This window comes from Pseudomonas sp. FSL R10-2964 (assembly GCF_009600035.1).
In the GTDB taxonomy this organism is placed as follows: domain Bacteria; phylum Pseudomonadota; class Gammaproteobacteria; order Pseudomonadales; family Pseudomonadaceae; genus Aquipseudomonas; species Aquipseudomonas bubulae.
In genome coordinates, this window is record NZ_WIWH01000002.1 from 72611 (window position 1) to 96659 (window position 24049).

22 protein-coding genes and 1 pseudogene are annotated in these 24049 nt (G+C 59.5%); 13 read left to right on the forward strand and 10 right to left on the reverse strand.

Translation table 11 applies throughout. The annotated features are described in order from the left end of the window. Positions 1-47 precede the first annotated feature (47 nt). Positions 48-1007, forward strand: coding sequence for a DNA-binding transcriptional regulator DsdC (gene dsdC, locus GHN92_RS01850; RefSeq protein ID WP_095000756.1), 960 nt, complete (start codon positions 48-50; stop codon positions 1005-1007). Here dsdC and GHN92_RS01855 read toward each other — a convergent pair. Together GHN92_RS01855 and GHN92_RS01860 are read right to left on the reverse strand one after the other, a co-directional pair. Further along, the gene (locus GHN92_RS01855; protein ID WP_095000755.1) at positions 949-2292 is read right to left on the reverse strand and encodes a HAMP domain-containing sensor histidine kinase; all 1344 of its coding nucleotides are present in this window, start codon (positions 2290-2292) and stop codon (positions 949-951) included. The genes dsdC and GHN92_RS01855 overlap by 59 nt on opposite strands. Beyond that, the gene (locus GHN92_RS01860; RefSeq protein WP_095000754.1) at positions 2289-2981 is read right to left on the reverse strand and encodes a response regulator transcription factor; all 693 of its coding nucleotides are present in this window, start codon (positions 2979-2981) and stop codon (positions 2289-2291) included. Before GHN92_RS01860 ends, GHN92_RS01855 begins: the two co-directional genes overlap by 4 nt. 177 nt (positions 2982-3158) lie before the next feature. Here GHN92_RS01860 and GHN92_RS01865 point away from each other — a divergent pair, with 177 nt between their 5' ends. The 4 genes from GHN92_RS01865 to GHN92_RS01880 are packed head-to-tail and all read left to right on the forward strand — an operon-like array spanning position 3159 to position 7524. Beyond that, a complete protein-coding gene (locus tag GHN92_RS01865; RefSeq protein WP_153379210.1) occupies positions 3159-5261 on the forward strand; it encodes a TonB-dependent receptor domain-containing protein in 2103 nt (700 codons plus the stop codon). 33 nt (positions 5262-5294) lie between these two features. Then, entirely contained in the window at positions 5295-5597 is a 303-nt protein-coding gene (locus GHN92_RS01870; protein ID WP_153379212.1) for a hypothetical protein, read from the forward strand. Then, on the forward strand, positions 5594-7204 hold the full coding sequence (locus GHN92_RS01875; protein ID WP_153379214.1) for a PepSY domain-containing protein: 1611 nt from the start codon (positions 5594-5596) through the stop codon (positions 7202-7204). Before GHN92_RS01870 ends, GHN92_RS01875 begins: the two co-directional genes overlap by 4 nt. Then, positions 7201-7524 carry a DUF3325 domain-containing protein gene (locus tag GHN92_RS01880; protein WP_095031414.1) on the forward strand — a complete coding sequence of 108 codons (324 nt, stop codon included), beginning with the start codon at positions 7201-7203 and terminating at the stop codon, positions 7522-7524. The genes GHN92_RS01875 and GHN92_RS01880 overlap by 4 nt, the downstream gene beginning before the upstream one ends. Before the next feature lie 6 nt (positions 7525-7530). On the opposite strand, the gene GHN92_RS01885 is transcribed toward GHN92_RS01880, so the two are convergent. The 4 genes and pseudogenes from GHN92_RS01885 to GHN92_RS01900 all read right to left on the reverse strand — a co-directional run bounded on the left by GHN92_RS01885 (position 7531) and on the right by GHN92_RS01900 (position 10641). Next, on the reverse strand, positions 7531-7839 hold the full coding sequence (locus GHN92_RS01885; protein ID WP_153379216.1) for an XRE family transcriptional regulator: 309 nt from the start codon (positions 7837-7839) through the stop codon (positions 7531-7533). Continuing rightward, positions 7832-8196 (reverse strand): annotated as a pseudogene (locus tag GHN92_RS01890) (type II toxin-antitoxin system RelE/ParE family toxin). Before GHN92_RS01890 ends, GHN92_RS01885 begins: the two are co-directional and overlap by 8 nt. A gap of 215 nt (positions 8197-8411) precedes the next feature. Continuing rightward, entirely contained in the window at positions 8412-9695 is a 1284-nt protein-coding gene (locus tag GHN92_RS01895) for an OprD family porin (RefSeq protein ID WP_153379219.1), read from the reverse strand. Between the two features lie 250 nt (positions 9696-9945). Then, a complete protein-coding gene (locus GHN92_RS01900) occupies positions 9946-10641 on the reverse strand; it encodes a DsbA family protein (protein ID WP_095000746.1) in 696 nt (231 codons plus the stop codon). Between the two features lie 257 nt (positions 10642-10898). Between GHN92_RS01900 and GHN92_RS01905 the strand changes: the two genes are divergently transcribed. Then, positions 10899-12977 (forward strand): TonB-dependent siderophore receptor, encoded by a 2079-nt coding sequence (locus tag GHN92_RS01905; protein ID WP_153379221.1) that lies wholly within the window; start codon positions 10899-10901, stop codon positions 12975-12977. Between the two features lie 105 nt (positions 12978-13082). Here GHN92_RS01905 and aguA read toward each other — a convergent pair whose 3' ends face one another. Then, a complete protein-coding gene (gene aguA / locus GHN92_RS01910; RefSeq protein ID WP_153379223.1) occupies positions 13083-14189 on the reverse strand; it encodes an agmatine deiminase in 1107 nt (368 codons plus the stop codon). A gap of 284 nt (positions 14190-14473) precedes the next feature. Between aguA and rfbB the strand changes: the two genes are divergently transcribed. From rfbB to GHN92_RS01935, 5 genes are all read left to right on the forward strand, one after another. Next, on the forward strand, positions 14474-15556 hold the full coding sequence (gene rfbB, locus GHN92_RS01915; protein ID WP_095000743.1) for a dTDP-glucose 4,6-dehydratase: 1083 nt from the start codon (positions 14474-14476) through the stop codon (positions 15554-15556). 17 nt (positions 15557-15573) lie between these two features. After that, a complete protein-coding gene (gene rfbD, locus GHN92_RS01920; protein ID WP_095001084.1) occupies positions 15574-16446 on the forward strand; it encodes a dTDP-4-dehydrorhamnose reductase in 873 nt (290 codons plus the stop codon). A 146-nt stretch (positions 16447-16592) separates the two neighbouring features. Then, complete coding sequence (locus tag GHN92_RS01925) at positions 16593-18407, forward strand: cache domain-containing protein (protein WP_095017781.1); 1815 nt, start codon at positions 16593-16595, stop codon at positions 18405-18407. Further along, complete coding sequence (locus tag GHN92_RS01930) at positions 18404-19795, forward strand: sigma-54 dependent transcriptional regulator (protein ID WP_153379225.1); 1392 nt, start codon at positions 18404-18406, stop codon at positions 19793-19795. Before GHN92_RS01925 ends, GHN92_RS01930 begins: the two co-directional genes overlap by 4 nt. Positions 19796-19807: 12 nt before the next feature. Beyond that, positions 19808-20263 carry a thioesterase domain-containing protein gene (locus tag GHN92_RS01935; RefSeq protein ID WP_095020115.1) on the forward strand — a complete coding sequence of 152 codons (456 nt, stop codon included), beginning with the start codon at positions 19808-19810 and terminating at the stop codon, positions 20261-20263. A gap of 104 nt (positions 20264-20367) precedes the next feature. Here the strand turns inward: GHN92_RS01935 and cysQ are convergent, their stop codons facing one another. Continuing rightward, complete coding sequence (gene cysQ / locus GHN92_RS01940) at positions 20368-21195, reverse strand: 3'(2'),5'-bisphosphate nucleotidase CysQ (protein WP_178102581.1); 828 nt, start codon at positions 21193-21195, stop codon at positions 20368-20370. Continuing rightward, a complete protein-coding gene (gene nudE, locus GHN92_RS01945) occupies positions 21192-21758 on the reverse strand; it encodes an ADP compounds hydrolase NudE (protein WP_095000738.1) in 567 nt (188 codons plus the stop codon). The genes cysQ and nudE overlap by 4 nt, the downstream gene beginning before the upstream one ends. 87 nt (positions 21759-21845) lie before the next feature. Between nudE and yrfG the strand changes: the two genes are divergently transcribed. After that, positions 21846-22508 (forward strand): GMP/IMP nucleotidase, encoded by a 663-nt coding sequence (yrfG, locus tag GHN92_RS01950; RefSeq protein ID WP_095024216.1) that lies wholly within the window; start codon positions 21846-21848, stop codon positions 22506-22508. A 76-nt stretch (positions 22509-22584) separates the two neighbouring features. Here yrfG and lysM read toward each other — a convergent pair whose 3' ends face one another. Next, positions 22585-23025 carry a peptidoglycan-binding protein LysM gene (gene lysM, locus GHN92_RS01955; protein WP_095000736.1) on the reverse strand — a complete coding sequence of 147 codons (441 nt, stop codon included), beginning with the start codon at positions 23023-23025 and terminating at the stop codon, positions 22585-22587. A gap of 103 nt (positions 23026-23128) precedes the next feature. Between lysM and GHN92_RS01960 the strand changes: the two genes are divergently transcribed. After that, positions 23129-24016 (forward strand): LysR family transcriptional regulator, encoded by an 888-nt coding sequence (locus tag GHN92_RS01960; protein WP_150628621.1) that lies wholly within the window; start codon positions 23129-23131, stop codon positions 24014-24016. Positions 24017-24049 lie beyond the last annotated feature (33 nt).

Below are 24049 nucleotides of genomic sequence, written 5' to 3' on the forward strand. Positions count from 1 at the left end.
TGCCACATTCTGCAAGAAGTCGGCCTTTGGCTTGAGGGCAAACTACCGTGCTTAATCTTCCTCCCCGCATCAGCTCACGGCTCAACAGCAGCCAGTTCGCCAACCTTCATACCTTTCTGGTGGCCGCCCGACACCTGAGTTTTGCCCGCGCTGCGCAGGAACTTTGCCTGACCGCCAGCGCCGTCAGCCACCGCATCAGCCGGCTGGAAACGGCGTTGAATATGAAGCTGTTCCAGCGCCTTACCCGCCAGGTCAGCCTGACTGACGAAGGCGAGCGAATTTTCGAAATTCTGCAAAGTGCGATGGGGGAATTGTCCGAAGCCCTTGAACGCTCGTCACAGCCAGAAATTGCCGGAGCCATTGCGCTCTATGCCAGGCCATCGGTGGCCCAATGCTGGCTGGTGCCCCGGCTGGCCGACTTTATCGAGCGCTATCCGCTGGTCTCACTGGACCTGCGCGTGGGCAATGACAATGTCGACTTTCGCACACGCAAAATAGATCTGGCCTTGTACTACGCCAACGGCGAATTCCCCGGCCTCACCAGCCAGCGGCTGATGCGCGAATGCATGGCGCCGGTGTGCAGCCCGGAATATGCGCAGCGCCACCGTCTGCACGAAAACCCGCAAAACCTGAGTAACTGCACCACCCTGCACGACTCCCTGGCCTGGGACCATGCCGCCTATGATGCCGAGTGGACCCTGTGGGCCGAACAACACAACCTGCTCGCGGCACTGCCCAAACGTACCCTGACCTTCGACCGTTCGGACCTGTGCGTCACGGCCGCTATGAGCCACGCGGGGATCGCCATCGGGCGCCAGCAACTGGTGCAAAAACGTGTTGATCGCGGCGAACTGGTGCTGCCTTTTGGCGGTTTCAGGCAGTACGGTCACTATGATTATTATCTGGTGCACCCACCGCTCAATGTGGTGCCCAAGCGCTTGCAGGTGTTTATGAACTGGCTGCACATGTGCGCTCAGGAACAGACGATTGAGCAACGGCCAAACTGACCCTGATGGTGGTGTTTGGCGCCTGTACGAACGCTACATGACCACCTGCGTTTTGCACGATCTGACGCACAATCGCCAGCCCCAACCCGGTACCTTCGCTGCTTTGCCGGCCCTTGCGAAAGCGCAGGAACATGGCTTCGCGCTCCTCTGGCGCAATACCCTGCCCCTGGTCGCTGACCTCCAGCTGCAAGTGCCCGACAACCCTGCGCAGGGTCACCTGAACAGTGCCCATGCCGTGGACCAGCGCGTTTTCCAGCAGGTTGCCCAAGGCTTCACGCAACTGATCGGGATTGCCCCGGCATTCGCAACCTGCGGTGATATCCACCTCGATTACCCGACCACTGGCCTCAAAGAGCGGTAACAGCGCGGCACAGACTTCGCGAGTGAGACGCGAGAGATGGGTGCGCTGCTGCCCGTTATGGCCTTGGGCGGCCTCGCCTTCCTGACGCGCCAGTTCCAGTAGCTGAGTCACCAAACGGCGCATCTGGCGCATTTCCATGTCCAGCGCAGGCCACTCGACCTGCCCTGTGCGCCGGGCTGCTTGCAAGCGCAAATCCAGCACGGTCAACGGCGTGCGCAGTTCATGGGCTGCGTCGGCCACGAAACGCCGTTCGGCAGTGTAGGCCGCAGCCAAACGATCAAGCGCCGTATTGGCCGCAGCCGCCAGGGGCTGGATTTCACTCGGCAGGTTGTCCAGCGGGATACGTTGTTCTGGGTTTGCCGGCCCGATACTGCGCGCCAACTTGGCCGCCACCCGCACCGGACGCAAGGTCCAGTGCAGCAATAAAAGGATCAGGCCCAATGACAGCAAACCGATGGGTACCATCATCACCAGGCTCTGGCGCAAGCGGGCCGCCAGCAGGTTGCCAATCACTTCGCGCTCAAGATTATCCTGCTTGGCCACCATCAATATGGCACCGTCGGGCAACTCCACCGGCACGCTCACCACCCGCCCGCTGAAAGCGCTCCAGCGCATCCAGCCCGGGTTCGCACCTGGCTGCTTGAGCCGACGGGGATGTTTGAGGTTTTCGGACTTCCACAACAATCGACCATCGGCCGAGTACAACGAATAAGACAGTTCGCCACCGGCATACTGGCGCGGCAGGCTGGCAGGGTCGCTGTCCACCCGAAAACCATCGGCAATCACCTGCGCTTCAATGGTCATCACCCCGCGGCGCAGTTCGTCGCGGGTGCCGTACAGGTAAATCGCCAGGTTGCCGAAACCCAGAGCAAAGACCAACAGCAACGCGGTCAGCAGGCGCCAGCGCAGGCTGCGTTTAATCATGCCCGGTTATCGACACTGAGCAGGCGATAACCCAAGCCGCGAACCGTTTCGATGCGGCTATGGGCGCCCGCCTCACTGAGCTTGCGGCGCAACCGCGAGACCAGCGCTTCGATGGCGTTGAGGGTCACCGGCTCATTGAAAGCATAAAGCCTCTCTTCGAGTTGCTCCTTGATCACGATACGCGGTGCAATGCGCAGCATTTCTTCCAGCAACATGGCTTCGCGCCGGGCCAGCACCGTTATCCGGGTGTTGCCATCAACGCTCAAGTGCCGGGTTTCAGGTTCGAATGCCAGGTTGTTGCAACGCAACAGGGTACTCACACGACTGCCGGGGCGACGCAAGACTGCGCGCAATCGCGCCTCCAGTTCCTGCATGTCGAAGGGTTTGAGAATGTAGTCGTCCGCGCCTGCATTCAGCCCGTTGACCCGGCTTTGCAGGGCATCCCGCGCAGTCAGGATGATGCACGGCAAATCGGCATTGGCGCTGTGCTGACGCATGGCCAGCAGTGACATCCCGTCCATGTCCGGCAAGCCAAGATCCAGGATCATCGCGTCATAGCTGCCGACTTCCAGCAAAGCCTGGGCCGTGCGCCCATCTTCGGCGCCATCCACGGCAAATCCGGCCTGCACCAGATGCTCGATCAGCAAACCGCGCAGTGCCCGGTGATCCTCAACAACCAGCACTTTCATTTACTTCAATCCACAAAAAGGTCAGCCACGACGATAAAAAACGGCGCAGGGGGAAATCAACAGGGGCTCGTCAGGTTCCGGTCAGGTTGAGCTGGCAACATTCGCAAACAAGAAACGCAACTGAGACAGCTTATTATTTTCATTTGCGCAATAGCAAGAATCCCAGGAACGCTGTTTATGAACTGCCACCGCCGCAGCACCGTTGCCCCCTCTCCTTTTGCCCGCAAGCCTCTGGCTATTTTTACCGCACTGGTCAGCCTTGGCCTGCCCCTGACGGCAGTTTGCGCCGATGAAGAAGAACAACCTTCCGGGGCAACGGCCAATGCCGCGCCACTGGAGGTCGGCTCAACGGTGGTTACGGCTTCGGGCTTCAGCCAGGACGTGCGCGATGCCCCCGCCAGTATCTCGGTCATCACCCGCGAAGAGCTGGAAAACAAGCAGTTCCGCTCGCTCGCCGATGCGGTACGCAATGTTGAAGGCGTGAGCATCATCGGCGGTGACAAGGGCGAGATTTCCATTCGCGGCATGGAGTCCAGCCACGTCCTGATCCTGATTGACGGTCGTCGCCAGAACACCAGCCAGGTCACGCTCAAGGGCGGCACCTCCGAAGGCCTGGGCATGAACTGGATACCGCCCGTCGAAGCGATTGATCGTATTGAGGTGGTGCGCGGCCCGATGTCCACGCTCTACGGCTCCGAAGCACTGGGCGGGGTGATCAACGTCATCACTCGCAAAGTGGCGCGGCAATGGTCAGGTTCGGTATCCGCGGACCACACCTTCCAGGACAGCTCCAAAGCAGGTGACAGCACGCAACTGGACGGGTACGTGTCCGGTCCGCTGGTCGAAGACCGTCTCGGCATTCAGCTCTGGGGCTACGACAAGCAACGCGACGAGGACAAAATCCTCAACGGCTTCTCCAAATCGACCCGCCACAGCGGCACCGCACGCCTGTGGCTGACCCCTGATGAGCAACAGGAGTTCATGCTCGAAGCCGGCCGCACCGAGCAGGAGTTCTGGAACAACCCGGGCAAAAGCCTGGCGCCTACAGCCGCGAAAAACAACAACCAGTACACCCGCGATACTTATGTTTTGGCCCACACCGGCAACTGGGATTTCGGTACTACCGATATCAGCCTGTATCGCGAAGAAGCGACCCGCGCCAGCGATGTCCAGACCGGCAATCAGAGCGTCACGCCTGAAGTCACCAACTCGGTATTCGAAAGCAAAATCAGCCTGCCGTTTGACCGCAACGTATTTGTTGCCGGCGCCCAGTGGAAAAAAGACGAGCTGGAGGCAGACGGTTATTACGCCAGCCCGCAGGGTGCTGGGATTGGCACTTCGATGACAGAAAAATCGCTGTTCGCCGAGAACGAATGGAGCATGACTGACAGCTTCAGCCTGACCACCGGTATTCGCATGGACGACAACGAGTTCTTCGGTCGCCATTGGACACCACGCTTTTACGGCGTATGGCGCCTCAATCCGGACTGGACGCTAAAAGGCGGCGTGGCCAAGGGCTTCAAGTCGCCGACCATCACCCAGACCAACCCCAATATCGGCCTGCCGCAACGCGGTGGTGCTTACACCTGGGGCAACCCGGATTTGAAACCGGAAGAAAGCGAAAACCGCGAAATCGGCCTTTACTACGACGCCGGTGGAAAATTCAGCGGTAATGTCACGCTGTTCGACACCGACTACGAAAACAAGATCGCCAACACCGGCACCCGCCAGCTGTACTACCCGGACGGCAGCCCGGTACCCGCAGACCCGATCACCGGGCGCATCTACAGCACCTATTTCAATATCACCGGTGCCACGGTGCGCGGCATCGAGACCGCTGCCCGTTATCGCTTCAACGACCGGGTGCAGCTCAAGGGCGAGTACACCTACCTGCACTCCAAAGTGTCGAGCGGCGAGGCAACCATTCTAGGCTTTGGCTACCCACTGGCCGAGGGCCAGCCTCTGGTAGCCACGCCCAAGCACTCTGGCAGCGCGACGCTGGACTGGCAAATCATCGACTCGGTTTCCAGCTTCGCCACCGTCAGCTATCGCGGTGAAGAAACCAGCATTGCCTGGGGTCAGGGCGGCGCCGTGTCACAAAGCGAGCAAGCCATCACTACCGTGGATATGGGCGCCACCTGGCAAGCTACCCAGGATCTTTCCTTGAGCCTGGTCGGCTATAACCTGACCAATCAGGTCAGGGAGCAGGATGTGGACTCCGATTATTCCTATGCCGAAGACGGCCGACGCTTTTGGGTCAAAGCCAACTATACGTTCTGACCCTGAACCGGGCTGCGCGCCCAAGGTATTCATATGAGCGATGCCCTTAATCATGCGCCGCAGACGGCCTACCGTCTGGCCATTGCCGCACGCACCGTACTGGCCATTTTTGGCAGTTACCTGTTTGCCGCCTTGGCGGCGGCGAGCCTCAGTCTGTTGCTGCCCGGGCCTCGGGCGCAGGCAGTGCTGAGCGCCACCATGCTGGCCTTTGCGCTGTATTGCGCGATGGCAATCTGGGCATTTAGCGCCGCATCTGCAATCCGGGCCTGGCTTGTTGCCCTGGCTTGCTGCGTGCCGCCGGCCCTCCACCTGCTGCTGCGGGAAGTCATGCCATGAAGGCCCTCGGTTTTCGTCAGGCCAACGCCTGGCTGCACACATGGGTCGGGCTGTTACTCGGCTGGTTGCTGTATGCCGTGTTCCTGACCGGTACCCTGAGTTTTTTTCAGGAAGAAATCACGTTCTGGATGAAACCTGAACTGCACGCCTCTGTGCCCGACAACCAGACCGCGCAGCGCCTTGCGCAAGCCATGCAAAGCCTGGCGCCCAACGCTGCGCAATGGACCCTCACCCTGCCCGGCGAACGCAATGCCGGGGCGCAGGCACAGTGGTTCGACATCGGCCAGCCGGTCGTCAAAAGGGGCGGCCAAAGCGTGGCCCTGGATGCGGGCACGGCCGAACCGGTGACCCCGCGGGAAACCCGTGGCGGCGGTTTTCTTTATCGTTTTCACTTTGAGCTGTACGGCATGCCGCGAGTGCTGGCGCGCTGGATCGTCGGTATTGCGACCATGGTGATGCTGGTGGCGATTGTCAGCGGGGTGATCACCCACAAAAAAATCTTTAAGGAGTTCTTCACTTTTCGTCCACGCAAGGGACAACGCTCATGGCTGGACGCGCACAATGCCACTGCAGTGCTGGCCCTGCCGTTTCACTTGATGATCACTTACAGCGGTTTGTTGCTGCTGATGTTTATGTTGATGCCCTGGGGCGTTGAAAGCGCCTATCGCGGTGATACCCAAAAGTTCTTCAACGAAAGCGGCGGACGCGGTGCCCGTACTGCGCCAGCAATGGGTGCAGGCGATCAGCCATTGGGCGAGCAGGTGCCACTGACGGACGTTGCCCCCCTGCTGGCCCAGGCCGAGCAGCGCTGGCCCCGAGGAGTCAGCAGCATCAGCGTGACCCGGCCCGGCACATCGGATGCCGTCATCGAGCTGCGTGAACGCGGTGGCGACAGCCTGATCGACCGGGGCAACAGCGAACGGCTGCGTTTTGACGGTGTGAGTGGTGCTTTGTTGAACAGCCCACCCGCCCCTGCGATCAGCACGCCCAACGCGATCTATAACGTGTTTTCCAGCCTGCACCTGATCCGCTTTGCCGGTGCTCCGCTGCGCTGGTTTTTCTTTATCAGCGGGGTCGTGGGTACGGCAATGATTGCCACCGGGCTGGTGCTATGGGTGGTCAAACGCCTGCCGGAACGGCAGAAACTGGGGCGCACACCCATCGGCCATCGTCTGGTCGAGGTGCTCAATGTCGGCACTGTTGCGGGTCTGCCGCTGGCCATTGCCGCCTATTTTTGGGCTAATCGGTTATTACCCGTGGACATGACCCAGCGCAGCGCCTGGGAAATTCGCAGCTTCTTTATCATCTGGTTGCTGTGCCTGGTTCATCCACTGCTGCGCAGCCACAAACGAGCCTGGCTTGAACAGCTCTGGGTAGCTGCAGGGTTATTTGCAGCCTTGCCGCTGTTCAGTTTCGGCCTTGCACACAGCCATCTGCTGGCCAGCCTTGCACAGGGCCAATGGTTGCTGGCGGGCATGGACCTGACCTTGCTCGCCAGTGCAGCGCTGCTTGGCTACGCGGCCTGGAAACTCAACCGCCATCAACCGCTGCAACGGCCACAGCGCCAACCGCGTACGGTCAACACCCGACAAGAGAGCGCAGCATGATCTGGATATGCCTGGCGTTGAGTTTCAGTGGTTTCAGCGCACTCAGCCTGAGTACCGAGCGCCATCATGGGCAGGTGTTTGCAGACAAAGGCGGCCCGTTCAAGCGCCAGCTATTGCGCCTGCTGGGCTGGCTGCTGCTGGTTGGCGCGGTGATCCCCGGCGTTATCGAACTGGGCCCGTCAGTGGGTATCGCCTTGTGGGCGGCAGTGCTCAGCGTTGCGGCTGGCGGGCTGGTGATATTGCTGACATACCGGCCGCGCCTGATCGTGCCGCTGGCCGTTGCAGGGCCTTCAATGGCATTGGCGGTTTGGGTATTTTAGAACGCGTTATTTGTGCGCGAAGTTTTCTATTTTTACCTGACCATCCGGGAAAGTCGCGATGATTTCCAGCTCGCCACCCATGGCTTGAATGTAATTACGCAACGTACTGATATACATGTCAGTGCGCCGCTCCATTTTGGAAACTGCCGCCTGGTTGATATTCAGCGCTTTGGCCAGTGTCTCCTGGCTCAGCGCCTGAGCTTTGCGCAACTCGTGCAAAGGCATTTCCTGCAAATGCTGATGGTATAAAGCCTGGGTTTGCTCACGCGCCTCTGGGGACATGCGCGGTTCAAGTTCGGCAAATTTTTTAGCCATTTTCCTGGCCCTCTTCAATCAGTGTCTGCAAATGGACTTCGTAGAGAATTTCCGCCAAAGGGACATTCTCTTCATACCATCGGTCGTGACCGGTCTTGTCACCGCCCGTCAACAGCAAGGCGCAGCGGCGTGGGTCAAAGGCATAAGCACCCGGTAGGGGCGACCTCCATGCTGCACGCGTAGTTCGCGAAGGTTACCGTAGCGTGCCCCCTTGATATCGCTGCAATGGGGGAAGCGCAGGGCCGGACCGAGCAGCTCTAGCAATTTGACACTGGCCGCCACGCTGACCTGTTCCTTTTCACTGAGCGTTTCCCACCATAGGCCAAATTCGTCGGTGTACTCAACGTTCCATGTCATGCTCAAAATATGCCACCAAAGGAATATAATCTCAAGGGAATAATCTTAAACACTTCCGATAATGGCCAACTAGTTCTCGGTCCAACCCAAGTGTGAGTGATGGTTTCATCCGGATGCGTTCCTCACGCCGCGGTTAATCGCGGCCAAAAAAAACGCCCCGAACCAGTCGGGGCGTTTTTATTCAGATGTCCAACCTGTTCAACAGGTCGGTAGCATCAGAAAATGCTGATCGGGTAATCAACAAATACACGTACTTCGTTGCCGCCCACGTTGTACTCGCTGGCGTTGTTCGATACGCGCAACCACGAGCCACGCAGACGCACGCTCAGGTCTTTGACCGGGCCGCTTTGTACGACGTACTTGGCCTGGTTGAAGATTTCGCGCTCGGTACCACGGCCACGGTCGGAACCGTCGTCGATGTTGGTGCCGCGCACGTAGGCGATGTTGTAGGTCAGACCCGGAATACCAACGGGACCGAAGTCGAAGCCATAACCCAGCTGCCACGAACGTTCGTCCTTGGCATTGAAGTCGGACCAGTAGGAGTTGGCCAGCAGGATGGTGTTGCCACCGTCGCCCACGCCGCCTGCGTTGCGATAGCCGCCGTACGGGTAGCCGATTTCGCCGGTGCTGCTCTGGTACGCCAGGGTCACCGTGTGCGCGCCGAAAGCGTAGGTGCTTGCCAGGCTCCAGATCTTGTTGTCCTGGCCGTCAACCTTCAGCACGTCACGGGCGTAGTCTTCTTTTACGTGAGTACGGTAGCCGTTGAAATCAAACGTCAGGGACTGTTTGTCTTGCAGCGGGATTGCGTAGGTTACGCCCACGTATTGCTTGTTCAGTTCGTCTTCCATCTCGGAGCCGTACAGGGACGCCGACAGGTTGTCGGTGAACTTGTAGCTACCGCCGAACACGTTGATGCTTTTCAAGTCACCGCTGTCGCGTGCTTCAGCACTTTTACGCGACTCTGCAGTGAAGCGACCGACGTTGATTTCCAGACCGTTGATCTCCTTGGAGGTCAACAGGGTACCGGTGAAGCTTTCCGGCATCAGACGCGAGTTGTCATACATCAACACCGGCAGCGCAGGCATTTGATCGCCGTACTTGAGCACAGTGTTGGACACGCGAACCTTCACCGCAGCGCCAGCCTTGGCGATGTCGTCAGCCGCTTTACCGCTGGCGCCCTGCTTGAAGAAATCGATACCGCCCGCGCCGCTGTTGCCGCGACCGCCATCCAGACGCAGTGCGTAGATGCCGAAAGCATCCACACCCACACCTACGGTGCCCTGGGTGAAGCCCGAAGTGAATGTGCCGAGGAAACCCTGGCCCCATTCAGCTTTGTCTTGTTGGTGGTTTTTGTAGTCACGGCTGATGTAGGCGTTGCGCGCCAGTACATTGAGGTGGCTGTCTTCTACAAAACCTTTTGCGTCAGCTTGATCGTTAGCCATAGCCTGGGTAGCACTGAGTACGCCCAGAGCGAGAAGACCTATCCGTTTGTTCAACATATTATTTTCCTTATTTCTGAATAGAAGCGCGCTGTGGGGTTCAAGCTGAAACATTGAGTGGTGGTTGCTTCACATAAACAAAAAGACCCGCACGAAGACTGTGTGCAGGTCTTTCGAAAAGTTGGTGTATGGCTTATCGCCACAGGCGTTGGCAGGGATCCTAGCTGCCGTGAAGGCGAGGTGTCAATTTCGTGAAAAATTTGTTAATTGCCAAGGCTTTTCAAAGCTTTGACCGAAGTGTCAGAAATTGTTACTGACAACCATCCAGGCCACAGGCTGGCGCTGAAACGATTGTGTCTGTACCGGTGACGCCAGCGCACTGGCGCAACCAGGCAGCAAAAGCTTCAGGCTTGCCCAAATACTCCCCAAGGTCGATCACCTGATACTGGCCGGACTGCTCCAGTACAACAGTCGGAAAGCCCTGCCCAGCAACCCGGGACAACAATGCCCGGCTGGCCTTGAAGTGGGCCTGCGTTACATCGCCGCTCATCGCAGCGTAAGCGGCGCGGAATGCATCGACATCCAGGCCCATTTCGGTCGCCACTGCCAGCAATACGTCTTTATCGGCAATCCGCCGCCCTTCTGCGTAATGCGCCGTTTGCAGGCGCCCCAACAGCTCCAGGCCGCGCCCGGCCAATTGTTCGGCAACCAGCACGGCGGTGGTCGGCGGCGCCGAATCGAATACTGCCGTGGTGTCGCGCAGCAAGCCTTCGAAGTAACCCTCGCCAAAGGGTTGCCCGGTGCATTGGGCAATGCGCTGGTCATGGGGCATCACGTAATCGCGCAGTTGCGCCGACACAGCTCGGCGATGTGCGCCTGCCATCATCCCGCCACCGTGGGCCACGACCGGCAAAATATCGCGCGCGGCGTCGATCAGCGGCTTGGCGCCATAGCACCAGCCGCACAGGGGGTCGTAGATGTAATGCAGGACAGGTGTAGCGGTCATGTAGGGCTCCGGGTCATCACTAAAACAGAACGCCAGCCTAGTCTTGCAGGGCCAGGGGAAAAACATCGGTATGCCTTTTAGTGTGTTGCGCGAACCGGGCGAATCAGGTGCTGTAAGGGCTGCAGGGCAGAGAAACAAACAGAAACATATTTGCAGGGCGCGCTATTGGTAATTCTTAACATAGGGCAACAAGAACCATTACCATTCACGCCCTAAAAATATAACGACCCTCTCAACCGCCCGGACACCCCTCAACCATGCTCTCCCCCTGCCGTTTAACACCCTTGAATCTGGGGCTGTGTGCCTTGCTGTACGCCGGATTCAGTAACGCCACCACTGTGCTCCCGGAGCTGTCGATCAGCGCCAGCGAAGCTGAGGCCGATGACCCACGGGTCAAGGATGTCACCACCGCGACTCGCACCTCGACTCCGGCGCGTTATGTGCCGCAAGCCATCGACTCGGTAAAAACCAGCAACGTCCTCGATTACGGCATCAACAGCATCGGCGAAGCCTTGAGCGGGATTCCCAACATCAGCAGCACTGCCGACACCCGTTTTGACAGCCTGCGCATCCGCGGCTTTGACGCCAGCAACGACTTTTATCTGGACGGTATTCGCGACGACAGCCAATACGTACGCGACCTGCACAATATCGAGCGTATTGAAGTGCTCAAGGGCCCGGCGGCCGTGCTGTATGGCCGTGGCAGCCAGGGCGGGATCATCAACCGCGTCAGCAAGATGCCCCAGTCCGGCCGCCAGTCGAGCATTCAGGCCCAGGGCGGCAGCGAAGATTTGCGCAGCCCGTATGCCGACCTTAGCGCTGACCCGAGTGACACCGTGAGCCTGCGCCTGAACATGGGCAACGAAGACAAAAACAGCTTTCGCGATCACGTCAGCGGTAACCGTCAGCTGTTCGCGCCATCGATAAGCTGGCAAATTACCCCCGACCTGAACTGGCTGGTGCAATACGAATACAACCGCTACAACCGTACCCCGGATCGCGGCATTCCGAGCATCGACGGGCGCCCGGCGGATGTCAGCCGTGGCACCACCTACGGCGGGCAAAACGATTTTATCGACGATAAAGTCCAGAACCTGCGCTCGCGCCTCAGCTATGAACTGAGCGACAACTGGCAACTGCGCCATACCCTGGGCGTGTTCAAGCTCGACAGCCAGTTCGAAAACACCTACCTGACCGGCTACGACCCGAAAATCAACAAGGTGAACCGCCAGAGCTGGCAGCAGGACATGACCACCCGCAATATTTTCAACAACCTCGAAATCGAAGGCGGCTTTGACACCTTTGGCCTGGAGCACCGCCTGCTGACCGGGCTGGAACTCGGCAGCCAGCGCCGCGACCCCAAACTCTACAAAGCCGGGGGCGTACCGCCAGTAGATGTGTACAACCCCGATCGTAGCCTGCGCCCGACCGGGCCGATGGTAATTTCCAGCGACAACCACACCGAAGTCGAGAGCCAGGGCCTGTATGTCCAGGACCAGCTTCGCCTCAACGATCAATGGCAGGTACTGGCCGGCTTGCGTTACGACCGCTTTAACGTCGAGACCACCAACCATCTCAGGCCCTTGATCCCGACCGAAGAACGCCAAAGCCACAGCACCAGCCCGCGCCTTGGCGTGGTCTGGACGCCGCTGCAAAACCACTCGTTCTACGCCTCGTGGACCAAGACCTTCTCACCGGTGGGCGGCGGCCTGATCGGCATCACCCCCGGTGCTGCAGGCAACACCAACGACCTGAGTCCGGAGCTGACCAAGCAAAAGGAAATCGGCGTCAAAAGCGACTGGCTGGACGAGCGTCTGAGCACCACCCTGGCGGTGTATGAGCTGGAACTCTACAACCGCCGCACCAAGGACCCGGACGACCCGACCATCACCCTGCTCTCCGGCCTGCAACGCTCACGCGGCATCGAACTGACCGCCAGCGGCAAGCTGGGCGGCAACTGGTACATGCGCGGCGGCGTGGGTGTGCAGGATGCAACGGTGGTCAAGGACAACAACGGGCTTGAGGGCAAACGCATCAATGGCGTGGCCAAGCACAATGGCAGCCTGTTTATTACCTGGAAGCCGGAGATGGGCTGGTACGCCGAAACGGGCCTGACCCTGGTGGGCCAGCGTTATGCCGATAACCAGAACACCGTGGTATTGCCGGGCTACGGGCGCTGGGATGCGTTGGCGGGGTATCGCGAAAAAGACTGGGATGTGAGCGGTGCGCTGACCAATCTGACCGACCGTTATTACTATGCGTCGGCCACCAGTGCCGCGCAGATCATGCCGGGCGAGCCGCGCAGCCTGGTGATGACGGGGACGTACAAGTTCTGAATAAGTACTGACCCTGTGGGAGCGGGCTTGCTCACGATTGAATCACTGCGGTATGTCAGAGAGACCGCAGCGCATTTATCGCGGGCAAGCCCGCTCCCACATCCCTCAGATTTTGTACGGCGCAGGCTGTTGCTGAGTCAGGCAATGGATATTGCCGCCACCCAGCAACAACTCACGACCCGGCACCATCACCACTTCGTGCTGTGGAAAGATCTTTTGCAAGATGGCCTTGGCCTCTGCATCCATAGGGTCATTAAAGCTCGGTGCGATGATGCCACCGTTGACGATCAGAAAGTTCACATAGGAACCGGCCAGACGCTCAGTCGGATTACGGTCCTGGCTGCCAGCCACTTTATCAACACCGTCACACTCTTCCTGGGTCGCATACATCGGCCCCGGGATCGGCATTTTGTGCACCACAAACGGCCGCCCCTTGGCGTCAGTGCTGGTCGCCAACACATTCATCGCCGCATGGCAGCGCACGTAGTTAGGGTCACGCTCGTCGTCAGTCCAGGCCAGCAATACCTCACCCGGAGCAACGTAGCAGCAGAAGTTATCCACATGGCCGTCGGTTTCGTCGTTGAACAGGCCGTCCGGCAGCCAGATGATCTTGTCCACAGCCAGATGCGAGCGCAGCACGTCTTCGATTTCTTCGCGTGACAGATGCGGGTTGCGGTTGCGGTTCATCAGGCATTCGGCCGTGGTGATCAGCGTGCCTTCACCATCGACGTGGATTGAGCCGCCTTCAAGCACAAAACCTTCGGTGTAGTAACGCGGGCAACGTTCGATTTCCAGTACCTTGCTGCCCACTTGCTGGTCACGGTTCCACGGGAAGTACAAACCACCGTCGAAGCCGCCCCAAGCGTTGAAATCCCAGTTTACGCCGCGCACTTCGCCACTGCGGTTGATCACGAAGGTCGGACCGCTGTCGCGTACCCAGGCATCGTCGCTGGATATTTCGACCACACGAATATTCGGCACATCGAGCTGAGAGCGGGCGTTTTCGTACTGGGCTGCCGACACCCCGACGGTCACCGGTTCAAAACGCGCAATGGCCTTGGCCACAGCCGCGTGCGCCGCCTGTGCCGGCTTGCCGCCCAGGCGCCAGTTGTCCGGACGTTCAGGCCAGATCATCCACGTCTGGGTCTGCGCAGCCCATTCGGCAGGCATGTAAAAGCCGTCAGCGCGCGGCGAACTGTGCAAAGTGGTCATCTGGACTCCTGGAAAACGTCTTGGGTTTTGAGTGCGAAACAAACAGGACAGTGGACGCAGCTCAGCTTTGCGTCAACGGCGAGCACACTTATAGCCGATAAATATCGACAACAAAAACACTTTATAAGTTTCAACGCGTATTTAAACCGTGAATAAACAGATATTAATCTGCATTTTTATCCCTACCGCTATTTTCCCGACAGCTCCCACTTGCACCCCCCGCCGCATCCCCACAAGCTATACCTCATACGTTTAAGTGCCTTCAGGGAATAAGGAATCACCACATGCGCATTTTAGTCACCGGCGGCGCCGGTTTTATTGGTTCAGCGTTGATCCGTCATCTGATCAAAAATACCGGGCATGAAGTGCTCAACCTCGACAAGCTGACCTACGCCGGTAACCTGGAATCGCTGCAAAGCATTGCCACCGATACCCGCTACGAATTCGTGCAGGCCGATATCGTCGATCAGGCAGCGGTCAGCGCGATCATTGCGCGTTTCCAGCCGCAGGCGATCATGCACCTGGCGGCCGAGTCACACGTTGACCGCTCCATCGATGGCCCGTCGGACTTTATCCAGACCAATATCGTCGGTACCTACAGCCTGCTGGAAGCCACCCGCGCTTACTGGTTGACCTTGCCTGAGCCGGAAAAAAGCGCATTTCGCTTCCACCATATTTCCACCGACGAAGTGTATGGCGACCTGCACGGCGTCGACGATCTGTTCACCGAGACTACCCCCTACGCGCCAAGCTCGCCGTACTCGGCCAGCAAGGCGGCGTCCGACCATCTGGTCCGCGCCTGGAACCGTACCTACGGTTTGCCGGTGTTGCTGACCAACTGCTCGAACAACTACGGGCCGTTCCACTTCCCGGAAAAACTGATCCCGCTGGTGATCCTCAACGCCCTCGCCGGCAAGCCGCTGCCGGTGTATGGCAATGGCCTGCAAGTGCGTGACTGGCTGTTCGTCGAGGATCACGCCCGCGCCCTGCTGAAAGTCGTGACCGAAGGTGTCGTAGGCGAGACCTACAACATCGGCGGGCATAACGAGCAAAAGAACATCGACGTGGTGCGCAGCATCTGCGCCCTGCTCGAAGAACTGGCGCCCGAGCGTCCGGCGGGCGTCGCGCAGTTTGCCGACCTGATCACCTTCGTCCAGGACCGCCCGGGCCACGACCAGCGCTACGCGATCGACGCCGGCAAAATTGAACGCGAGCTGGGCTGGGTGCCCGAAGAAACTTTCGCAACCGGCCTGCGCAAAACCGTGCAGTGGTACCTGGACCATCTGGAGTGGTGCCAGCGCGTGCAAGACGGCAGCTATCAGGGCCAGCGCCTGGGCTTCACCGAGCCCAGGGACCTGATCGCGTGACTGACCTTAAAACCCCGTTGAACATCCTTATCAGCGGCAAAACCGGCCAGGTTGCCGTTGAGTTGCAAAAGCACCTTGCCGGTCTGGGCAACCTGATTGTGCTGGGCCGCGATGTACTCGATCTGAGCCAGCCCGAGCAAATCCGTGCCCAGGTGCGGGCGCACAAGCCGGACTTGATCATCATTGCCGCAGCTCACACTGCCGTGGATCAGGCTGAAAGCGAGCCGGAACTGGCCTTTGCCATCAACGCCACCGCACCGGGTGTGTTTGCTGAAGAAGCGGCGGCCCTGGGCATCCCCTTGATTCACTACTCCACCGACTACGTGTTTGATGGCAGCAAACCTGCGCCCTACACCGAAGACGACGCCACCAACCCGCTCGGCGTATACGGCAAAAGCAAGCTGGCGGGAGAACTGGCCATCGCGGCGAGCGGTGCCCGACACTTGATCCTGCGCACCAGTTGGGTGTACTCGACCCATGGTAAAAACTTCCTGCTGACCATGCAGCGCTTGCTGCAAGAACGCCCGGAATTACGCGTAGTGGCTGACCAGATCGGCGCACCGACTTGGGCCGGCACCATAGCCCGAAGCACGCGGGCATTGATCGAGCGCTGGCAAGCCGGTGAAACCGGGGCATGGGGCACCTACCACCTGACTGCTCAGGGTGAAACTTCGTGGTTTGGCTTTACCCAGGCCATCGCCGCGCACCTGAGCGCCCAGGGCAAGGCCTGCGCGACGCTGGAACCCATTCCTGCCAGCGCCTACCCGACACCCGCAGCACGGCCGCAAAACTCGCGCCTGGATTGCAGCAAGCTGGCCCGAGAATGGCAAGTCACCCAACCCGAATGGACCGCCGCGCTGAGCGATTGCGTGGCCGAGCAACCACGCTAACGCCAATCCCCTTGTGGGAGCGGGCTTGCTCGCGATGACATCACTGCGGTCTGCCTGACAAACCGCGCCGTTTGCATCGCGAGCAAGCCCGCTCCCACAGGGTTCGTTGGGTATACTGCAACGTATTCTTGCAGCGCAGCTCAACGATGATCACCTCTTCCTCAGTTCCTCGCAGACCCCGCTGGCGTAGCCTGGCCTTATTGGCGCTGTGCCTGGCGCCTTTGCTGTGGCCGCTGCAACACCTGGCCGAGCGCTATTACCGCAGCGAACTGGCCGGGCAAAACCGCCAGACGCTCGACCTGTACGTGGCCAACCTGCTGGGCACGCTGCATCGCTATGAGGTGCTGCCGCAGATTCTGGGCCAGTTGCCTGACCTGCGCGAGCTGCTGGCTGACCCGGAAAGCCCGCAAGCCCTGAGTAAAGCCAATCAGTTGCTCAGTGAAATCACCAGCCAGACCGGCGCTGAAGTCATGTACCTGGTGGATGCTCATGGTGACACTATTGCGACGTCGAACTGGAATAAAAGCGATAGTTTTATCGGACGTAACTTTGCCTTCCGCCCCTATTTCAGCGAAGCAATGCAAGGCAAGCTCGGGCGCTTCTTCGGCCAGGGCACGACCTCCGGAAAACGCGGCTACTACTTCGCAGCACCGGTTGAGGTAGACAACCAAAAGCTTGGCGTACTGGTGGTCAAGGTCGACCTCGACCACACCGAGCGACTCTGGGGCAAAACACCGGAACAACTGTTGCTGACCGACAGCAATGGGGTGGTCATTCTCACTTCGCGCCCTGAATGGCGCTTCAGGTCCACCCGTGATCTGTCTGAGGAAGAACGTCAGGCCATTTTCGCCATTCTCCCCTACCCCACCAGCGACCCCAAGCCCCTGGCGCTCGACCCCAGTGCCTGGCTGGTACAGACGCAGACCATCGACGAAACCGGCTGGCAGGCGAACATTCTTGCCCCTCGCACATTGATCGACCGCTCGGTGCGCACCGTGCTGGCCATCGGCGGCGCCACCTTGCTGGTGGTCATGCTGTTGATCGGTTTAATGATGCAGCGTCGGCGTCATTACCTGGATCGCATTGCATTTGAAGCCAAGGCCCGCCGCGAGCTGGAAATGCGTGTGGCAGAGCGCACCAGCGACCTTGAAGGGCTAAACCGGCGTCTGCGTGAAGAGGTACTGGAGCGCGAACATGCGCAACAGGAACTGGTGCGCGCCCAGGACGATCTGGTGCAGGCAGGCAAGCTGTCGGCGCTGGGCACCATGTCGGCCAGCATCAGCCACGAACTCAACCAGCCGCTGGCGGCTATCCGCAGTTATGCCGAAAACGCCGAAGTGTTGCTCGACCACCAACGTATCGACGATGCCCGCGGCAACCTCAAGCTGATCAACGAACTGACCGGGCGCATGTCCTCCATCATTGCCCACCTGCGCGCCTTCGCCCGCCGCGATCGCCACGCACCGGAAAGCGTCGCCCTGCAACCGGCGCTGGACGATGCCCTGGCGTTGCTGGCCAAGCGTCGACGCAGCATGGAAGTCGAACTGATCCGTGACTTGCCCGCCGCCACGCTCTGGGTTGAAGCCGGTGAAACGCGCCTGCGTCAGGTACTGGGTAACCTGCTGGCCAACGCCCTCGATGCCTTGACCGAAAAAGGCCCGCCCCGGCGCTTGTGGCTAAGTGCCCAATCCACGCCGGAAGGCGTCACTGTGTACATTCGCGACAACGGCCCGGGTTTTTGCATGGAAGCGCTGGGCCGCGCCGGTGAGCCTTTCTATACCACCAAGACCCGTACTCAGGGGCTGGGCCTGGGGCTGGCCATTTGCGACACACTGATCCGCGCCTTTGGTGGCGAATTGTTGTTCGCCAACCACAAAGAAGGCGGCGCCTTAATTACCTTACGCCTGCGCGCAGGTGCGCCAGGTGTGAGCTTGCAAGCTTCAGAGGACTCCAGGTCATGAGCCAGCCCATCGATCCGCACGTTCAGGTCATCCTGATCGATGATGACCCGCATCTGCGCCAGGCTTTGTATCAGACCCTGGACCTGGCCGGGCTCAAGGTGCTGCCACTGGCCGAAGCCAACGGCCTGGCCGAGCGTATCGGCCGGGACTGGCCGGGTGTGGTAGTCAGCGATATCCGCATGCCGGGCATGGACGGTCTTGAGCTGCTGGCGCAACTGCATGGCCAGGACCCGGAACTGCCGGTGCTGCTGATTACCGGTCACGGCGATGTGCCGCTGGCGGTGCAGGCCATGCGTGCAGGTGCCTATGACTTTCTCGAAAAGCCCTTTGCCAGTGACGCCCTGCTCGACAGCGTGCGTCGTGCTCTGGCCTTGCGCGCTCTGGTTATGGACAACCGCAGCCTGCGCCTGGCTCTGAGCGATCGCCAGTTGCTGAGCTCGCGGCTGGTGGGGGTATCACCGGCCATGTTGCGCTTGCGCGAGCAAATCGGCGCTCTGGCCGCCACCAAGGCCGATGTGCTGATCCTCGGCGAGACCGGCTCGGGCAAAGAAGTGGTTGCACGGGCGCTGCATGATTTATCGGCGCGGCGTAACGGCCCGTTTGTGGCGATCAATGCCGGGGCCCTGGCTGAATCCGTGGTTGAAAGCGAACTGTTCGGGCATGAGCCGGGGGCCTTTACCGGCGCGCAGAAGCGGCGCATTGGCAAGTTCGAGTTCGCCAATGGCGGCACCCTGTTCCTCGACGAAATCGAGAGCATGAGCCTGGACGTGCAGGTCAAATTGCTGCGTTTACTGCAAGAGCGCGTGGTCGAGCGCCTGGGTGGCAACCAGCTGATCCCGCTGGATATCCGGGTGATCGCCGCCACCAAGGAAGACCTGCGCCAGGCCGCCGATCAGGGCCGCTTCCGCGCCGACCTGTATTACCGGCTCAACGTAGCGCCCTTGCGCATCGCCCCCCTGCGTGAGCGGGGTGAAGATGTGCTGATGTTGTTCGATTATTTTGCCGGCGAAGCCAGTGTGCGCCATGACCTGACGCCCAACGTGCTGCAACCGCCGCAGCGGGCTTTATTGTTGCGCCACACCTGGCCTGGCAACGTGCGCGAGCTGCAAAACGTCGCCGAGCGCTTTGCCCTGGGCCTTGAATTGGCTCTGGATAACTCCGCTGAAGGCCAGCCAGCAGCGGGCAATGAAGTAGCTGGCGGCTTGAGCGAGCAGGTCGAGCACTTCGAGAAAAGCCTGATCGCCGCCGAGCTTGAACGCACCCACAGCTCCATGCGCAGCCTGGCCGAGGCACTGGGTGTGCCGCGCAAGACCCTGCACGACAAGCTGCGCAAGCACGGGCTGAACTTCGACAGCGCCAGCCATCCACATCCAGATGAACTTGATTAAAGAGGCCGCAGCATGAACCGCGACAGTCGTTATCTGGAGTCAGTTCTTCATCACGACATCCCGCTGACCCGGGAAATGGGTCTCAAGGTACTGGGCTGGCAAGACCGGCAGTTGCGTCTGCAGTTGCCGCTTGAAGCCAATATCAATCACAAGAGCACCATGTTCGGCGGCAGCCTGTACTGCGGCGCAGTGCTGGCGGGCTGGGGCTGGCTGCATTTGAGCCTGCGCGAAGCGGGAATCGAAGACGGGCATATCGTGATTCAGGAAGGTCATATCAGCTACCCGCTGCCCGTGACCGAGGACGCCATTGCGGTATGTGATGCGCCAGATGATGCGCAATGGAACAGGTTTTTGGCCATGTACAAACGCTACGGCCGCGCGCGGCTGACCCTGGAAACGCGGGTAGTCAATGTTCAGGGCGGGGAAGATGCGGTGAGGTTTAGCGGGCAGTACGTGTTGCACCGCTAACTCGATTTTTGTGGGAACGGGCTTGCTCGCGATGGCCGCAGCGCGGTCTGGCTGAAAGACCGCAGCGCTTGCATCGCGAGCAAGCCCGCTCCCACAGGGTTGGATTAGCGTTGCGCCAGATCCAGCAATTTTTCGCGCCAAGGCGCCTGCGCCGGCAACGCCAGAAACGACTGATTGAGCAGCGACTCACGGGCCGGATAACTGAACGGTTCACCATCCAGTTGCAGCACCACACCACCAGCCCCTTCCAGCACACCCTGAGCCGCCGCCGTGTCCCACTGCGAAGTCGGCGCCAGGCGCGGATAACAATCAGCCGCTCCTTCAGCCAGCAAACAGAACTTCAAGGAACTGCCCACGCTGACCAACTTCAATTCGCCCAGATGCTCACTCAGCCCGGCCAGCAAGTGCTCCTGCTCAGGACTGGAATGGCGGCGGCTGGCGACTACGGTCAACGCCTCACCCGCAGGCGGTGTGTTTCGCACGCTGATGGGCACAGGTTCATCACCCTCCGCCCGCCAGGCCCCCAGGCCCGTGCCGCCGTAGTAGCAACGACCGCTGGTGGGCATGGATACCACGCCAAACACCACACGACCCTGCTCGATCAACGCAATGTTGACGGTGAACTCTTCACTGCCGCAAATGAATTCCTTGGTGCCATCCAGCGGGTCAACCAACCACCAGCGCGTCCAACCCGCGCGCACGTCTTGCGCGATATTGGCGTCTTCCTCCGACAGTACCGGAATACTCGGGGCCAGCGCGGTGAGGCCATCGAGCAGGATGTGATGGGCGGCCAGATCAGCGGCCGTGACTGGCGAATCATCGGCCTTGGCACTGACTTCAACGCCCGCTCGCCAGAACGGCAAAATCGCGTCGCCAGCGGCATGGGCCAGTTTGATCACGCCTTCAAGCAAAGGATGGGGCAAGACACTCACGGCTGGAATGCTCCACGCTGGGTCAGCAGATCGCGGGCCAGATACAGCGCGGCCAGGGCACGACCTTCGCTGAATTGCGGGTTAAGCACCAGGCTCGACAGCTCACGCAGGTTGACCCGATCAACGCGCATCGGCTCAGGTTCGTCGCCTTCCAGATGCTCTTCGTAAAGATCGGTAGCCAGGACCACCTGAATTTTTTGACTCATATAGCCGGGGGACAGGGACAGCTCGGTCAAATGCTCGAGCTGGCGAGCACCGAAACCGGCCTCCTCCTTGAGCTCTCGTTCAGCCGCAGCCAACACATCTTCGCCCGGCTCGATCAGGCCCTTGGGCAGCGAAACTTCGTATTCATCAGTGCCGCCGCAATATTCTTCAACCAGAATCGCGTGCTCAGCATCGATCATGGCCACAATCATCACTGCGCCATAACCGTTGCCGCGCCCCACCAACCGTTCGTAAGTGCGCTCTACTCCATTGGAGAAGCGCAGTTGCACTTCTTCAACCCGAAACAATCGGCTACTGGCAACAATTTCACGGGCAAGTACGGTGGGTTTTTGGCGCATAGCGGCTCCTCAATATGAACGGGGTACTATACCCCGGCTTTTCCGATTGTCTGTGTCGGAAATTTTTACCTGTGGGAGAAGTTTTGCATGACCGTTTTACCTTGGCGCGACATTGATACCGTGCTGCTCGACATGGACGGCACGCTGCTCGACCTGCACTACGACAACCATTTCTGGCTGGAGCACCTGCCCCAACGCTATGCCGAGCTGCATGGCATCAGCCGGGCGATGGCGGATCTGGAACTGACGCCGCTATTTGAAGGCAACGCGGGCCAGTTGAAATGGTACTGCCTGGATTTCTGGAGCCGCGAGCTGAAGATCCCGGTGCGCGAACTCAAACTCGAAACCGCTCATCTGATTGCCTTGCGCCCCGATGCCGATACTTTTCTGGCTGCCATCAACAAAGCTGGCAAGCGAGTGGTCATGATCACCAACGCGCACCGTGATTCGCTGTCGTTGAAAATGGAGCGCATTGAGCTGGCCCCGTATTTCGAGCGACTTATCAGTTCCCACGACTACGGTTATCCCAAGGAAAGCCCGGCGTTCTGGGATGCCCTGCAAGCAGATATCGGTTTTGACCCAGCCCGCAGCCTGTTTATCGACGATACCCTGCCAATTTTGCGCAGTGCCCGTGATTTTGGGGTGGCTCACTTGCTGGCAGTGAAACAGCCCGACAGCCAAAAAGGCCCGAAAGACACTGCAGAATTTGCTGCGCTGGGGGACTATCGCGAGTTGCTGGAAGGGCTGTGAATCTCTGAACCCGTGGGAGCGAGCCTGCTCGCGAAGTGCATTCGCGAGCAGGCTCGCTCCCACAGGGTAAAACGGTTTACTCAGGAATACGCAGCGTCTGGCCCGGATAGATTTTGTTCGGGTCCTTGAGCAGCGGTTTGTTGGCTTCGAAAATCTTGTTGTACAGATTGGCGTTGCCGTACACCTGCAGCGAAATTGCGCTCAGGGTGTCGCCCTTTTTCACCACGACAAAACGCGAAGCCACAACAGCCGGGCCGGTCACGGTGATCTTGTCTTCAACACTGGCCACGCCTGCGATATTACCCGCCGCCAGGATAATTTTTTCTTTCTCTTCCTGGGTGGCCACTTCACCGCTGACTGTCACTTTGTCGCCTTCCACGGTAGCGGTGATGTTCGGATTGCCCAAGCCCACTTCCTGTACGTGCTTCTTGAGCTCCTCGCCCGCATTGGCGTTGCCCGGTGTCAGCAGGTCGATCAATTTTTCGCCGGCTTCTTTCACAAAGCTGAAAATACTCATACATCACGCTCCTAGGTTGGAAGATCCAGACTCAAGAGCGTAGACCATCTACGCCATGTGCAAGCGCGCTAGAATCGCCCGCTGAATTGCACCCGGAGCGACGATGGACATCAAACAGCTGAAATTCCTCATTGCCCTCGACGAAACCCGACATTTCGGTCAGGCCGCCGCGCGTTGCCATATCACGCAGCCCACCCTGTCCATGCGTTTGCGCAGCCTTGAACAGGAACTGGACTTGCAACTGGTCAATCGCGGACAGCGCTTCGAAAGCTTTACCGCACCTGGCGAGCGGGTGCTGGCCTGGGCCCGTACCGTGTTGGCCGCCTACGACGGTTTGCAGGCCGAAGCCGCTGCCTGTCGCGGTAACCTGATCGGTACTCTGCGCCTGGGAGTGGTGCCGCTGTCGAGTTTTGACCCCCTGCCGCTGTTGCAGCGTCTGCATCAGGAACATCCCGATCTGCGCTTCGAATTGTCAGCACTGAGCTCGGAACAAATCCTTGAGCAACTGGCCAGCAACCGGCTGGACGTGGGTGTCTCCTATCTTGAACGCCTTGACCAGGAACGTTTTGACTCCCTGGCCCTGGGCGAAACCTGCATGGGCCTGCTATACGACCAGCGGTATTTCAACTTCGGTGACCAGCCGCTTAGCTGGGAGGCGCTGACCAGCTTGCCGCTGGGCCTGCTCAGCAGCGGCATGCACTTTCGCCAGTCCATCGACCACAACTTCCACAGCCGGGGCCTTACGCCACAACCCCTGTTGCAAACCGATGCCGTTCATCAACTGTTACAAGCTGTCCACGGCGGGCTTTGTTGCGCGGTGATGCCCCTTGAGGGTGGGCTGGAAGCCCTGACCGACCACCTGCGCCTGCACCCCATAGAAGATGCACGCACCTTGGCCCGCCTGGGTTTGATCATGCGTCGTGAGGCACCGCGCTCAGCGCTGGCCGAAGCCTGTTTCGCGCTTTATCAGAAATCACCAAGCTCTTCTTGATCGACGCCATCTATCAATAGATCAGCACTAGCG